At 58.2% G+C, this 14,977-nt stretch carries 14 protein-coding genes; 5 read left to right on the plus strand and 9 right to left on the minus strand.

Translation table 11 applies throughout. The features are described from left to right. The first annotated feature begins 71 nt into the window (after positions 1-71). Positions 72-2,933, plus strand: a complete 2,862-nt coding sequence (gene uvrA, locus ACG74X_RS06505) for an excinuclease ABC subunit UvrA (RefSeq protein WP_411233380.1) — start codon at positions 72-74, stop codon at positions 2,931-2,933. 5 nt (positions 2,934-2,938) lie between these two features. On the opposite strand, the gene ACG74X_RS06510 is transcribed toward uvrA, so the two are convergent. From ACG74X_RS06510 to ACG74X_RS06545, 8 genes are all read right to left on the minus strand, one after another. Continuing rightward, a complete protein-coding gene (locus ACG74X_RS06510; protein WP_411233381.1) occupies positions 2,939-4,543 on the minus strand; it encodes a Hint domain-containing protein in 1,605 nt (534 codons plus the stop codon). A gap of 138 nt (positions 4,544-4,681) precedes the next feature. Beyond that, positions 4,682-4,882 carry a DUF2892 domain-containing protein gene (locus ACG74X_RS06515; RefSeq protein ID WP_411233382.1) on the minus strand — a complete coding sequence of 67 codons (201 nt, stop codon included), beginning with the start codon at positions 4,880-4,882 and terminating at the stop codon, positions 4,682-4,684. A gap of 86 nt (positions 4,883-4,968) precedes the next feature. Beyond that, entirely contained in the window at positions 4,969-5,841 is an 873-nt protein-coding gene (gene mmsB / locus ACG74X_RS06520; RefSeq protein ID WP_411233383.1) for a 3-hydroxyisobutyrate dehydrogenase, read from the minus strand. After that, the gene (locus tag ACG74X_RS06525; protein WP_411233385.1) at positions 5,838-6,887 is read right to left on the minus strand and encodes an enoyl-CoA hydratase/isomerase family protein; all 1,050 of its coding nucleotides are present in this window, start codon (positions 6,885-6,887) and stop codon (positions 5,838-5,840) included. The genes mmsB and ACG74X_RS06525 overlap by 4 nt, the downstream gene beginning before the upstream one ends. 88 nt (positions 6,888-6,975) lie before the next feature. Beyond that, positions 6,976-8,115 (minus strand): acyl-CoA dehydrogenase family protein, encoded by a 1,140-nt coding sequence (locus tag ACG74X_RS06530; RefSeq protein ID WP_411233387.1) that lies wholly within the window; start codon positions 8,113-8,115, stop codon positions 6,976-6,978. Positions 8,116-8,189: 74 nt separating this feature from the next. Beyond that, complete coding sequence (locus ACG74X_RS06535) at positions 8,190-9,317, minus strand: carboxylate-amine ligase (RefSeq protein WP_411233389.1); 1,128 nt, start codon at positions 9,315-9,317, stop codon at positions 8,190-8,192. A gap of 58 nt (positions 9,318-9,375) precedes the next feature. Then, the gene (locus tag ACG74X_RS06540) at positions 9,376-9,807 is read right to left on the minus strand and encodes a hypothetical protein (protein ID WP_411233390.1); all 432 of its coding nucleotides are present in this window, start codon (positions 9,805-9,807) and stop codon (positions 9,376-9,378) included. Positions 9,808-10,220: 413 nt separating this feature from the next. Further along, complete coding sequence (locus ACG74X_RS06545) at positions 10,221-11,720, minus strand: CoA-acylating methylmalonate-semialdehyde dehydrogenase (protein WP_411233392.1); 1,500 nt, start codon at positions 11,718-11,720, stop codon at positions 10,221-10,223. A gap of 98 nt (positions 11,721-11,818) precedes the next feature. Here ACG74X_RS06545 and ACG74X_RS06550 point away from each other — a divergent pair, with 98 nt between their 5' ends. From ACG74X_RS06550 to ACG74X_RS06565, 4 genes are all read left to right on the plus strand, one after another. Next, a complete protein-coding gene (locus ACG74X_RS06550) occupies positions 11,819-12,712 on the plus strand; it encodes a LysR family transcriptional regulator (protein ID WP_411233393.1) in 894 nt (297 codons plus the stop codon). A gap of 68 nt (positions 12,713-12,780) precedes the next feature. Further along, entirely contained in the window at positions 12,781-13,215 is a 435-nt protein-coding gene (locus tag ACG74X_RS06555; protein WP_411233395.1) for a CBS domain-containing protein, read from the plus strand. 79 nt (positions 13,216-13,294) lie between these two features. Next, a complete protein-coding gene (gene coaD / locus ACG74X_RS06560) occupies positions 13,295-13,792 on the plus strand; it encodes a pantetheine-phosphate adenylyltransferase (RefSeq protein WP_411233396.1) in 498 nt (165 codons plus the stop codon). Positions 13,793-13,826: 34 nt separating this feature from the next. Then, on the plus strand, positions 13,827-14,678 hold the full coding sequence (locus ACG74X_RS06565) for an Mbeg1-like protein (protein WP_411233397.1): 852 nt from the start codon (positions 13,827-13,829) through the stop codon (positions 14,676-14,678). Between the two features lie 60 nt (positions 14,679-14,738). On the opposite strand, the gene ACG74X_RS06570 is transcribed toward ACG74X_RS06565, so the two are convergent. After that, positions 14,739-14,903, minus strand: a complete 165-nt coding sequence (locus tag ACG74X_RS06570; protein WP_411233399.1) for a hypothetical protein — start codon at positions 14,901-14,903, stop codon at positions 14,739-14,741. Positions 14,904-14,977: the final 74 nt, after the last annotated feature.

Consider the following 14,977-nt stretch of genomic DNA (forward strand, 5'->3'; position numbering starts at 1 on the left):
TTCGTTCTCACTTTTCCATTGGCTAAACCGGCGCGCTCCCCTATGTGTTAATGCACGAGCATGGGGGCAGTATGGCTGAGTTGAAACAGATCGAAGTGCGCGGCGCGCGCGAACACAATCTTAAAAATATCGACGTGGATATCCCGCGCGATCAGCTTGTGGTGATCACTGGCCTTTCGGGGTCGGGAAAATCATCGCTGGCCTTTGACACGATCTATGCCGAAGGGCAGCGCCGCTATGTGGAATCGCTCTCGGCCTATGCGCGGCAATTCCTTGATATGATGGAAAAGCCCGATGTAGATCATATCGCGGGCCTGTCCCCGGCGATTTCCATCGAACAAAAAACGACATCGAAAAACCCCCGCTCGACCGTGGGCACCGTCACCGAGATTTACGACTACATGCGCCTTCTGTTCGCGCGCGTCGGCACGCCGTACAGCCCCGCAACCGGTCTGCCGATCGAGGCGCAGCAGGTGCAGGATATGGTTGACCGCGTGATGGCGATGGAGGAAGGCACGCGTGCCTACCTGCTGGCCCCCATCGTGCGCGACCGCAAAGGCGAGTATCGCAAGGAATTCCTGGAGCTGCGCAAGCAGGGCTTCCAGCGCGTCAAAGTGGACGGGCAGTTCTACGAATTGGACGAGCCGCCCACGCTCGACAAGAAATTCCGCCATGACATTGACGTTGTGGTGGACCGGTTGGTGGTCAAAGAGGGGCTGGAGACACGCCTGGCAGATAGTTTCCGCACGGCCCTGGATCTTGCTGACGGGATCGCAATTCTTGAAACTGCGCCCAGCGAAGGTGAGCCGGAACGTCACACGTTTTCCGAGAAATTTGCCTGTCCGGTCAGTGGCTTCACCATCTCTGAAATCGAACCGCGGCTGTTTTCGTTCAATGCCCCGTTCGGGGCCTGCCCGGACTGTGATGGGCTGGGTGTTGAATTGTTTTTCGACGAGCGGCTTGTCGTCCCGGATGCGACGCTGAAAATCGCGGATGGTGCGTTGGCCCCGTGGCGCAAGGGCAAATCCCCGTATTTCCTGCAAACCATCGAAGCCATCGCCAAACATTACGAATTCAACAAAAATTCCCGCTGGAAAGATCTTGATCCCTTTGTGCAGCAGGTCTTCCTTTACGGCTCCGGTGATGAAGAAATCCCGTTCCGCTATGACGAAGGCGGCCGCGTTTACTCGGTCACGCGCACGTTCGAAGGCGTCATTCCCAACATGGAGCGCCGCTACCGCGAAACAGACAGCAATTGGATTCGCGAAGAATTTGAACGCTATCAGAACAACCGCCCCTGCGGCTCCTGTGGCGGCTACCGCCTGCGGGAAGAGGCGTTGGCGGTCAAGATCGCGGGTCTGCATGTCGGGCAGGTGGTCCAGATGTCGATCAAAGAAGCGTTTGATTGGTGCAATACCGTGCCGGAGCACCTGACCAACCAGAAGAACGAGATTGCAAAGGCGATCCTGAAGGAAATTCGCGAACGGCTTGGGTTCCTGAACAATGTAGGTCTTGAATACCTGACCCTGTCGCGCAATGCCGGCACGCTGTCAGGTGGCGAAAGCCAACGGATCAGGCTGGCGTCGCAGATCGGGTCGGGGCTGACAGGTGTTCTGTATGTGTTGGACGAACCCTCTATCGGGCTGCACCAACGTGACAATGACCGACTTCTTGGTACGCTGAAATCCCTACGGGATCAGGGCAATACCGTGATCGTGGTGGAACATGACGAAGAGGCGATCCGCGAGGCGGACTACGTCTTTGACATCGGCCCCGGTGCGGGTGTGCATGGCGGTCAGGTGGTCAGCCACGGTGTGCCGAAACAGGTGGCCGATGATCCGGCGTCATTGACCGGTCAATACTTGTCCGGCGCGCGCGAAATCGCGGTTCCGACGACGCGGCGCAAAGGCAAGAAAAAGACGGTCAAGGTAGTCAAGGCCACGGGGAACAACCTTCAGAACGTCACCGCCGAATTTCCGCTGGGTAAGTTCGTCTGCGTGACCGGTGTGTCCGGCGGCGGCAAGTCAACGCTGACGATTGAGACCCTGTTCAAGACGGCTTCCATGCGCCTCAACGGCGCGCGCCAGACGCCAGCACCCTGCGAGACGATCAAGGGGTTGGAGCATCTGGACAAGGTGATCGACATTGACCAGCGACCGATTGGCCGCACGCCCCGGTCCAACCCTGCGACCTATACGGGCGCGTTCACGCCAATCCGCGACTGGTTCGCCGGTCTGCCGGAGGCCAAGGCGCGAGGCTACAAGCCGGGGCGGTTCAGCTTCAACGTCAAGGGCGGGCGCTGCGAAGCGTGTCAGGGCGATGGTGTCATCAAGATCGAAATGCACTTCCTGCCCGATGTCTACGTCACCTGCGAGACTTGCAAAGGCGCGCGCTACAATCGTGAGACTTTGGAAATCAAGTTCAAAGGCAAAAGCATAGCTGACGTTCTTGATATGACGGTTGAAGATGCGCAAGAGTTCTTCAAAGCGGTGCCCAGCATCCGCGAAAAGATGGATGCCTTGGTGCGGGTCGGGCTTGGTTATATCAAGGTCGGCCAGCAAGCGACGACGCTGTCCGGCGGAGAAGCGCAGCGTGTGAAGCTGTCGAAAGAGCTGGCAAAACGCTCGACCGGGCGCACGCTCTATATTCTCGATGAGCCGACAACTGGCTTACATTTCGAGGATGTACGCAAACTTCTTGAAGTGTTGCACGAACTTGTGGATCAAGGCAATTCGGTGATCGTGATCGAACATAACCTGGATGTGATCAAAACGGCAGACTGGCTGATCGACATTGGCCCCGAAGGCGGTGATGGCGGTGGTCAGATCGTGGCGACCGGCACGCCGGAACAGATTGCCGAAGTTGCCGCATCACATACCGGGCGATATCTCAAACCGATGCTGGACGCCAAAAAACAGATCGCTGCGGAATAAGGGGCTCAGGCCGCGCGCGCTTGCAAGGCGCGCGCTTCATGCGTCTTAAGGATCGGGCGCGCGGCTTGCCATTCATTTGAACCTGTGTCTGCAAGCTCGGGAAATAGCGTGATTATTTCGTTCTGCGCCTCGGCGTCAAAGCTTTTGGACATCATGGGGCCGGGCAAATAGCTTTCAGAAGCCAGCCCACAACTCTCTAGGATTTGATGGCGATCGAACAGCAGGTGAACATAGGTCACATTTGTCCCGGTCGCGACACGCTTCACACTGGTTCCGTTCACGAGATCCTTGGCTTTGACCAGAACCTCCGGCTCTCCGAAAAGCAGTTCGGCCCAGATATCACGCACCAGAACGCGATGCTGTGGCGACAGCCAGATATCCGATGTCGCGCCATGATGACCGGCGGCGATGCAAATGGGCGCAAAATCGCCTTCGGCGATGGTGTCCCGCGCACCGGCCCATCGCACCGGTTGCGGCCCGTCATCCAGCGTCAGAACAACGTCCCCGGCCTTTAGCGTTTGGACAGGCACGGGACCACCGGGTGTGTCGATCAGTGTTCCGGCGACAAAACACGGCATTTGCGTAACCTGCACGATGGCCGTGTCGGAATTCCCAAGACCATTTTCGACGGTATAGTTGAAATATGCGGTTTCGGCGTCCGCATCGGCGTCAACTGTCAACGTCCCGTCCGCGTTCAGCGTGACCACCTGACCAGAGGTGAGTGTCACAGAGTCGCCCGGGTTCACGGCAATTCCGTTGATTTCAGTGACCACCAAGGTGCCACCATTTGCAACGTCATTGCCCAGAACGTCGATCACTTTGGTGCTGTTCAGCCCGACATTGGCCGCATCGTCAACCGCCACAAGGTTCGATTGCGCAGACCCGCCTGCGATCAACAGATTGGTGTCGTATCGAAAGTCGGTCAGGTCAGCCACACCAATCTTGATCGTGTTCGGCTCCCCCGGATTAACCGGTGCCGATACGCTTAGAGTGACGGTGAAGCCGTCCATTTCGGTGTTGAAGGCATCGTTGTTGGCCCCAGTGAAATTATCATTGTACAGGTTTGGGGCAGTGGCACCGTTGATGTTGCCAACCGTCACCTGACCACTGCCTATGCTGACGGTCGCTTGCACGCCGTTGATCCAGATCCCAACCGCGTCAAGATATTGCGAGGTTATGAATTCCGGATATTCTTCAGAGCTGATCACGAAATCCAGCGTCAACACATTTCCGTTCGGGACGAATTCGGCCTGAAGGAAAGCCACGTCATACACCTGTGCCGCGCCGGCCAATGCGTTGAAATCGGCGTCCGAGCTTGGGAAAAAGTTGTTGCGCGAGGACGTTGACCCAGACGTGTTGGTGTTCAACGATCCTGAATTGTTGGTGATGTCCCGGGCGTCGCCGGTGGACAGGATGACCCCGCTGTCGCCAGGTGTCAGTTCCGGGGATATCGTATCGCCGTTGGAATAGATGCCAGACGCGCGGCCCGCGCCGCTGTAAAAGGTCACGGCCGCGCCTGGATTTACGGTGATGCCAGCGCCAAAAATGGCTTGTGCCATGTCGAACGCAGATGCGCCCGTATTGATGGGAAGATCCTGAGCTATTGGCATACCAACACCGCCTTGAGAAACATCAAACGATTTGACGTTTGATCGCGGAACAAGGCGGCATCAGTGCGCAGGAATTTAGGTTAATTATTGGTTGTTAAGCGGCGATTGTTTCCAATTTCGCCGCAATTGGTCACGTGGTTACGGTTTCGGGCAGGTTCTGATCCCGAACAGGCTATAGGCTGGGCAGGTCTTGGTCAGGCCGGTGACAAGCGGCACAATGCCGATCAGAAACAGCCAGTTCCAACTGCCTCCGACCCCGGCAAAGAAGGCAACCAACAAGGCCAGACCGACGACAATGCGGACAGTCCGATCGACGGTCCCGACGTTTTTCTCAAACATATCACTCTCCTGTTCAGTTCAACCTCCATCATAGGTGATATTCCGTCGCTCGCATATGACACAGGTCAAAAAGCTGAATCTCAGTTTCAGGTTCTGCGCCGTGTTTCAAACCGAGGCAACATCGCGGAAAAGTCTTTGCCCTTGCCATCTTCGTCCTCGACAAAGGTCGTATACAGATCGGTTGCGGACTGCCCCAGGGGGGTGTCGGCATCCACAGCCTGCGCGGCTTGCTGGCTAAGTCTGAGGTCTTTCAGCATCAATTCCGCGGCAAAACCCGGTTGATAGGAATTGTCTGCCGGGCTTTGTGGGCCCACGCCGGGGGCGGGGCAATAGGCGTTCATTGACCAGCTATACCCAGAGGAGGTGCTGACCACGTCAAACATCGCCTGACGATCCAGACCCAGCTTGTCGGCCAGCGCAAAGGCTTCGCAAGTGGCGATCATGGTCACGCCAAGGATCATGTTGTTGCAGATTTTGGCGGCCTGACCGTTTCCGGATGCGCCACAATGCACCGCCTTTTGTCCCATGATGTCGAACAAGGGCAGGGCGGTGTCATAGGCTGTGTCTGATCCACCCACCATAAAGGTCAACGTCCCTGCTGATGCGCCGCCAATGCCACCGGACACAGGTGCATCCAGCGGCAGCAAACCAGCCGCATCGGCATCTGCGGCCACCGCACGGGCACTTTCGACATCGACCGTCGAACAATCCAAAAGCACGGCCCCCGTCTTCATCGCGGGAATGATCTGTGCCGCAACCGCGCGCAGGATGTCGCCGTTGGGCAGCATGGTGATCACAACATCCGCATCTGCCACGGCGTCGGCCGCGGATGTGACCATCGAAACACCCTCGACCGTCACATCTACCGTGTCGAAGCCGACAACATTGTGGCCAGCCGCCGCCAGGTTGGCCGCCATGGGGGCCCCCATATTTCCCAATCCGATAAACCCGATATTCATTCCGCGCTCCTTTTTTCGAATGTCAGCCGGTCGCCTGAAACCGGACGCAGCATCGCGGCGATGTCGGCCTTTGGCACCCGGCCCATGTCATGCCGCCACTTGGGCGACTTGTCTTTGTCAATAATGGCCGCGCGGATGCCTTCGAGGAAATCACCCTGTTGCATGCTGCGCGATGTGAAGCGGTATTCCAGATCAAGCGCGCGGCGAAGGGTAGGCGTTTCCGCGCGCAAGCGTTGCAGGATATCCAGCGTACAGGCCATCGACAGCGGTGAATTGCGCGACAGTTTCTTAAGAGCCTTTGACGCGAAGTCGCTGCTGTCGTCCGACAGGGCGTCGACAATATCCTGGACCGACGCCCCTGAAAACAGCGTGTCGATCCTGGCTTGCACGTCGCGCAGCGGTGCGTTGTGTGTCGGGGTTGCGGCCTGAGACAGCCCGGCGACATCGCCGCTTGCGCAAAGCTGCGATTTGATCTTGTCCCACTGCGCTTGCGGGATAAACAGATCGGCAAACCCCACATGAATCGCATCGCCAGGGCCCATTCTGTCGGTCGTCAGCCCCAGATATTCTCCAAGCCGACCTGGCGCATGCGCCAGAAGATACGAGCCGCCCACATCCGGGATCAAACCAATCCCACATTCGGGCATCGCGATCTGGCTGGTTTCGCCGACGATGCGATGCGAGCCGTGGCAGCCCACGCCCACACCGCCACCCATGATAAAACCTTGCAGGAAACTGACCACCGGTTTGGGGTATTCCGCAATCAGCGCATTCATCCGATATTCATCACGCCAGAACCGCTGACCATAGCTATAATCGCCGGCGGTGCCTGTGGCATACATTTCAGCGATATCGCCACCGGCGCAAAACGCCTTGTCGCCTTCGGCGTCGATCAAGATCAGCTTGATCGTCGGATCGGTTCGCCAGGCCCATAACGCGTCTTCAATCGCCAGACACATATCATATGTCAGCGCATTCAGCGCTTTCGGCCGTTGCAGGGTGATATGTCCGGCATGGCCGTCTTGGCGAATGTGGATATCAGTCATCGCGCTTTGCCTTTTGGTCGCGGGGGCAGGGGGCGTTGCCCCCTCGGCCTGCGGCCTCACCCCCAAGATATTTATGAAACGAAGAAAATCAGGACGCCAGCATCTGTCGTGCCACGATCAGTCGCATGATTTCATTGGTGCCTTCAAGGATCTGATGCACCCGCAGATCGCGCACCAGTTTTTCGATGCCATAATCGGACAGGTAGCCATATCCGCCATGCAATTGCAGGCACTGATCGACCACGGTGCTGCCGGTTTCGGTGACCAGTTTCTTGGCCATGGCGCAGAATTTTGGGGCGTCCGGCGCTCCGGTGTCGAGCTTCCAGGCGGCTTGCCGCAGGAAGGTGCGCGCGGCTTGCAGGTCGATCTCCATATCCGCCAGGCGGAATTGCAGCGCCTGGAACTGGTCGATGGGTTTTCCGAACGCCTTGCGTTCGTTCATATAAGCCAGCGTCGCATCCAGCGCGGATTGCGCGGCCCCCAGCGAACAGGCGGCGATGTTCAGGCGCCCGCCATCGAGACCGGCCATGGCATATTTGAAACCCTGGCCTTCCTCGCCCAGCAGGTTGTCTGCCGGGATCTTGCAATCGTCAAACTGCACCTGGCGTGTGGGTTGCGACCGCCAGCCCATCTTGTCTTCCAGCCCGCCAAAGCTAAGCCCCGGGGTGCCATCCTCGACCAGAACGGCAGACACGCCTTTGGGGCCATCTTCGCCGGTGCGCACCATGGCGATATAAAGATCGGAATAGCCGCCGCCAGAAATAAACGCCTTGGTGCCGTTGAGCGTGTAGCCTTCATTGGTCCGATCAGCGCGGGTTTTCAACGCCGCCGCATCCGACCCGCTGCCCGGTTCGGTCAGACAATAGCTTAGCACGCTGTCCATAGTGATGGCCTTGGGCAGCACGCGGGCCTTGATGGTGTCATCGGCATATGTGTCGATCATCTTGGCACACATGTTGTGGATCGACAGAAAGGCCGCCACCGACGGGCAGGCCATGGAGAGGGCCTCAAACACCAGCGTCGCATCGAGGCGCGACAACCCGGTGCCGCCGCTGTCTTCGGAGACGTAAAGCCCGGCAAAGCCCAATGCGCCGATCTGCGACCACAGGTCTTTGGGGATGGTGCCCTGCGCCTCCCAATCGCGTGCATGGGGCGCGATGTTGTCCTGGCCAAACGCATAGGCCATATCGAAAATCGCGGTTTGCTCTTCACTCAGGGCAAAATCCATGGCGTCGCTCCTCTTGTGGGCCATACTTTTGGGCTGCGTGTACGTGCCAACTGTTTCAGAAGTTTTGCAAGCCCTCACAGCCCCTCGTGAAACGCCTCGACCAGATCGGCAACCACGGCGCGCATCTGGGCATCGGTGTCTTTGCCGTCTGCTTGCACTTTGGCGGCGACAGCGCGTTGGCGCGATGTTCCATTGCCTTTGGCGACAATCGTCTTGCTGTGTTCAACTTCGCGCACGCAGTGCAACACGCCGGCATCTTCTTCGATCAGCAGCATCAGTTCGTCCATAAGATCGGACATCGAGACAATTTCGCCCCGGCCAAAATCAATTAGCCCGTCGGTGATGCCGTACCGCTGCGCGCGCCAGCGGTTTTCGCCGATCAGAAAGGGGTCATAGCGCCGCCAGCGTTGGTTGCGCACCCGCAGACGCCACAGCATGCGCATCAGGCATTGGTTGAGCGCGGCCAGCGTCAATGTGTCCTCAATGCGGGGCTGCACATCCATGATCCGGGTTTCAAGCGTGGGAAACTGCGCCGAAGGGCGAAGATCCCACCAGATCTTGGAGCTGTCTTCAATGATGCCGATATCAATCAGCACCTGCACCGACCGTTGATATTCCGACCAATTGTCAAATTGCGGCGGCAGGCCGGTGCGCGGCAGGTTGTCAAAGACCGAAATGCGATAAGACGCAAGGCCGGTGTCTTCGCCCTGCCAAAACGGGGAAGAGGTGGACAGCGCCAATAGATGCGGCAGGAAATACGCCATTTGACCCATCAAATCGGCGCGCAGCGCATCATCGTTCAGGCCCACATGCACATGCATGCCACAGATCAGCATCCGCCGCACAACACCGCCAAGCGCATCCTGAAGATCATTATAACGGTCCTTGTCGGTGTGGTGCTGGGTCTTCCAGTCGCCGAACGGATGGCACGAGGCAGCAATCGGCGCGAGATTGTGCTGCCTGGCACAGCGCGCCACCGTGCTGCGCAGGCGCTTGAGGTCATCACGGGCCTCTTTGATATCGCCGCAGACCTTGGTCCCGATTTCGATCTGACATTGAAGAAATTCAGGGCTGACCTGTTTTTCCAACTCTGCCGCGCAGTCGGTCATCAAGTCAGGCGGCGCTTCGGCCAGTGCATAGCTGTCAAGATCGACCAGCAGGTATTCTTCTTCTATGCCCAATGAAAATTCGGGTTCCTGCATGCCGCACCTCATGTCTTGTTCATCGCATCTTAGCCCCTCGGACGCATTTGTCACCGGCTCAGGCGGATTGCGATGATCCCGCTTCCAGCAGCGCGGCAAATGTTTCAAACGGCACTCCCAGGGATGACAGGGCCGCGGCTTCGGAATCCTGAACAATGGCCACCACGCCATGCGCGTGCGACCAGCCGTTTTTGGCCAAGGCCGCCGCTTTTTGTGAAATCGGCGATATGGCATAGTAGACCATCATCGTTTCAAGCTCGCGCGCGGCAAGGTCTTCGCCTTTGCGCGCCTGCAGGGCCATCACGCGTGCAAAATCGCGTTCCATATCGGTGATGCGGGACAGGTCGATCAAATGGCGCTGCCCCGGTCGCGCCTCTGGATGTTGTGCATATGCGCCAAACGCTTTGAGGCTGTCTTCGACCAGCATGAGGCCGCTATATTGCACATAGACCAGGTTATGATCTGCGAGGATTTGAAACGTTGCAGGCATGACATCTCTTTTGAATAATGAGGGTGAGGGATGCAAAAATCTGGCACCGTCTGTTCGCACTGGACCGCGTGTGCGGCTGGGAGAAGGGCACGCCGATATTGCGCGGAAACCCAAGGTTTCGCTTTGGCGTGGTGTCGACTGCGATGGGCATAATGACTTTCGAGAAAACGGTGTGAACCGGATCAGCTTTTCCGAAGTCTTGCAAAAAATCAATGGATTAAAGATATTATCGCGCGGTCTTTCGCAATGAATGACGACCGGAACCAGAACCCGCCCCAACCGTAGCAGGCGAGATATGCGGTTTCGCATGTCGAGGACAGCCGGGCCGGCAGGACACGCGGCCATGTTTTCCAGCGCGACACAGGCGCGGCCAATGCGGCGGGCCGCCCCGAAATGGAGCGGCCCGGTCTGATTTAGTCCATTGCTTTGAAGTTAAACTCGCCGCCTTCTTTGATGCCCGAGGGCCAGCGCGACGTGATTGTCTTGGTGCGGGTGTAGAACTTGAAACTGTCCGGTCCGTGCTGGTTCAGGTCGCCAAACATGGATTTCTTCCAGCCGCCAAACGTATGATAGGCCAGCGGCACCGGGATCGGTACATTGATGCCGACCATGCCGATATTCACGCGGTGCGCAAAGTCGCGGGCCGTGTCGCCGTCGCGGGTAAAGATCGCGGTGCCATTGCCGTATTCGTGATCCATCGCCAGCTTGAGCGCCTCTTCGTAAGACCCTGCGCGCACGGTGCTGAGGACGGGACCAAAGATTTCCTGACGGTATATGTCCATGTCGGGCGTCACCTTGTCGAAAAGGTGCGGACCAACAAAAAAGCCGTCCTCATAGCCCTGCAATTTGAAGTCGCGGTTGTCGACGACCAGCTCCGCGCCTTGATCGACACCCGATTGGATCAGGCCCAGAATCCGCTCTTTTGCTTCGCGGGTGACAACGGGGCCGAAATCCACATCATCCCCGTCTGTATAGGGAGCGACACGCAGCTTTTCGATGCGCGGCACCAGCGCGCCAATCAGGCGGTCGGCGGTTTCTTCGCCGACAGGCACCGCAACCGACACCGCCATGCAGCGTTCGCCAGCCGCCCCGAAACCAGCCCCGATCAGGGCATCGGCGGCTTGGTCAATGTCGGCATCCGGCATGACGATCAGGTGGTTTTTCGCCCCGCCAAAGCACTGCGCGCGTTTGCCGTTCGCGGTGGCGCGGCTGTAGATATACTGCGCGATGGGGGTGGACCCGACAAAGGACACGCCCTGGATGATCTCGTGATCGAGCAGGGTATCCACGGCTTCTTTCGTGCCATTCACAACCTGGAACACACCGGCAGGCAGGCCCGCTTCGACAAAGAGTTCCGCCAGCATCAGCGGCACGGATGGGTCGCGTTCAGACGGTTTCAGCACCACGGCATTGCCGCAGGCAAGCGCAGGGCCGACATGCCACAGCGGCATCATCGCCGGGAAGTTGAACGGCATGATCGCCGCGACCACACCCAAAGGCTGACGCATGGAATACATGTCAATGCCGGGGCCTGCGTCATCGGTGTATTCCCCTTTGAGCATCTGCGGCGCGCCGATGCAGTATTCGATCACCTCAAGCCCGCGCTGCAGATCGCCTTTGGCGTCCGGGATCGTCTTGCCATGTTCGCGGCTCAGCGCCTCGGCCAGCTTGTCCATGTCGCGGTTCATCAGCGCGACCATCTTCATCATCACCCGCGCGCGTTTCTGCGGGTTGGTGGCGCCCCAGGCGACCTGCGCCTCTGCCGCGTCTTCGACGGCTTTCGACACCTCGTCCGGTGTGGCCAGCGGCAGTTTTGCCTGAACCTCACCGGTTGCCGGGTTGAAGACATCGCCGAAATCGCCAGAGGTGCCTTTGACCTGTGCGCCATTAATAAAGTGCGTAAGCTCTTGCATGATAATTCTCCCAATCTGCATGCAGGATAGCCTTGCAAATTTGCGTATCAAAGAGGCAATGTGCCAAAGGAGTTTTGCAAAAATGCAAAGGATGACCTGTGCAAAGCTGGGATGATCTGCGAATTTTCCTGTCCGTGACCCGCAATGAAACCCTGTCGGGCGCGGGCAAAGCGCTGCGCATGGACCCGGCGACAGTGGGTCGGCGGATTGCGCGGCTGGAAGAGGCCGTAGGGCAGGCGCTGTTTGTCAAAAGCCCCCAGGGCTATGCCATGACCGACGCGGCCACGCGGCTGGTCGATCATGCTGAACGAGCCGAACAGGCAATGCAGGGCGCGCGCTCTGTGCTGACGGGGGATGCGGAAACGCTGTCCGGTCAGATCCGTATCGGAGCTCCGGATGGCTGTGCCAATTTTGTCCTGCCACGCGTCTTTGCCGATCTGTCCAAGGCCAATCCGGATCTGGACCTGCAAATCGTGGCCCTGCCGCGTGTGGTGAACCTGTCACGTCGCGAGGCGGATATGGCGATCACGGTCAGCCCGCCAACTGCATCGCGCCTGTCTTACAAGCGGATCACCGATTACCGTCTGCATCTGGCGGCCAGCGACACCTATCTTTCGACCCTGCCACCGATCACGTCGCTGCAGGATCTGCACGGACACCGGATCGTCGGCTATATCCCCGACATGATCTTTGACAAGGAACTGGATTACCTCAGTGACCTGACCCTTGACCGCGTCGCGCTGGCGTCCAATTCGGCCTCAGTCCAGCTTCAGCTTTTGCGCCACCACGGCGGGATCGGGATCGCGCATGACTTTGCACTGCCGTTTGCGCCGGGTGTGCGGCGTTTGCTGATCAACGAGGTGTCGTTTTTGCGCAGCTTTTATCTGGTCCGTCATGCCGAAGACCGGCGTCTCGACCGGATCAGCCGGTTTGCCAACGCGCTTGCCCAGGGCGTCAAAGCCGAAGTGATGCGGCTGGAGGCGTTGTTATGATGACTTGACAGATCGTTGTCAGGTGAGGACGCTATAGAAAATGCGTCGCTACTGGAGGAGGAGCCGCTATGACCGTGCAAAAAATCCTGAAAAGTAAAAACAATGACGCTGTCGTGACGGTTGCATCCGGGACGATGGTGTCGGAAGCGGCAAAAATCCTTGCCGAAAAACGGATAGGGACCGTTGTCGTTTCGGATGATGGTGTGACCGCCAAGGGCATTTTGTCGGAACGGGATATCGTGCGGGAATTGGCGACACGCGGCAGTGCCTGTCTGACCGAAAGCGTGGATGCCTATATGACATCGAAACTGGTGACCTGCGAACGGCAGGAAAAAGCCGATGATGTGCTTGCCAAGATGACGGCGGGCCGGTTTCGGCACATGCCTGTGGTCGAAGACGGCAAGCTGGTGGGTCTTATCACCCTCGGGGATGTGGTCAAAGCCCGGTTGAATGAACTCACGATGGAGAAAGATGCGCTCGAAGGGATGATCATGGGGCACTAAAAGCGGATCTGGGTGCCTTGCACTTCCCAGAGTTTTGATGCCAGACAGGCGAAACACCACCACACGCCGGAGATCGCCCATGCGCATCGCTCTTTACCCCGGGACATTTGATCCGATCACAATGGGCCATATCGACATCATCCGCCGGGCCTCGGCGCTGGTGGACAGGCTGGTGATCGGTGTGGCCATAAATCGCGACAAGGGCCCGTTGTTCACGTTAGAGGAACGTGTGGCCATGATCGAAGCGGAATGTGTGGCGCTGGCGGAACAGACCGGGATCGAGATCATCGCCCATCCGTTCGAAAACCTGCTGATCGATTGCGCGCGGGATGTCGACGCAACCTTGATTGTGCGCGGTCTGCGGGCGGTGTCTGATTTCGAATATGAATTCCAGATGGTCGGCATGAACCGCGCGCTTGATGACAGTGTTGAAACGGTGTTCCTGATGGCCGAAGCGCGCCACCAGGCCATTGCCTCCAAGCTGGTCAAGGAAATTGCCCGTCTGAATGGCGATGTGAGCAAATTTGTGACAGCACCTGTGCGGGATGCCTTGGTCAAACGGTTCTCGGACGCGTAACGCGCCTTGCTGGTTGATCGGGGCGGAGCGTGACATGCCAACGGTGTATCAACTGGCGCTGATGGCGGAAGATATCTACACGCGGGACGACTCCGGTATTTATGCCGCGTCTTTCCCAGATCCTGCGCCTGCCGATCTGCCCGACGCTGCCACGCTCAACCGACTGTCCTATACCAGCGACAATGGCTTTGCGGCGGCCGTGTACGAAACGCATGATGCGGCAACGATCACCTATCGTGGCATTGATGCGTCGGCAGATCCGATACCGGTTGACGCAGCACCCGAAGATGTCCCGCCCCAATTCGCGCGGGCCATTGCCTTTGCCGAGGCCATGATCAAAGACCATCATCTGGTCCCGGACCGAACCTATCTGTGTGGTCATTCGCTGGGCGGTGCTTTGACGAAATACGTCGCCCATCATCTTGCCGGGCAGAATTGGCTTGCGGCGGCGGCGGTGTCGTTCAATGGACCGGGTTTGAGTGTCTCGATGCTAGATCGGGCACTGGTGGCGGGGATGTCCCGTTTGACCGATGACCTGCCGGTGGGTGTGGGCGTCCGTGCGGTGCATCGTTTGATGCAGCAGGCGGATGTGCCTTTGCGCGACCAGACCAAAGCCCATCTGATCAACATCAATCTTGACGGTGACATCGTCAGCAGGATCGGCGATGCGGCAGGTGTGACCTTTACGCTGACCGCGCCGGATTTTGTGTGTCCGGCGCAGTATAGCTATGGCGGTCGTGCCAGATTGCCCATTCATCCCCAGGCCAGAATCGCGTTGCTGCGCGAAGTGTATCTGCACAGCATGCATACCCTGCGCCGGGTGTTGGCAGACGATCCCTTGGGGCGCGCACAGGCGCGTGACCTGTTGGACCACCAGACGTCCTGAAACGACAAAAGCCGCGCAAGGACCGCGCGGCTGTGTCAGAGTGGCTTTGGGAATCGACGATCAGCGGCCGTAAACAGCCTCATATGCGATTTTCTCGGCATCGCCGGGATAAATATCCAGATCAAGCGCCACATCCAACGGCATAGAGCGGATTTCGCTGACAGTCTGATAATAGGCGGCCCGTTTTTGAAGACGGGTCCGCAGGGAAGACATAAATTGGGCCATGTACTAGTCCTTTCCGTGCTTTATGGTCCTGCGCTGCAGCGCTGTGAGCGCTAACAGCTACAAGAGACTAAATA

It is taken from the genome of Marivita sp. S0852 (assembly GCF_046591575.1).
Classification (GTDB): Bacteria; Pseudomonadota; Alphaproteobacteria; order Rhodobacterales; family Rhodobacteraceae; genus Marivita.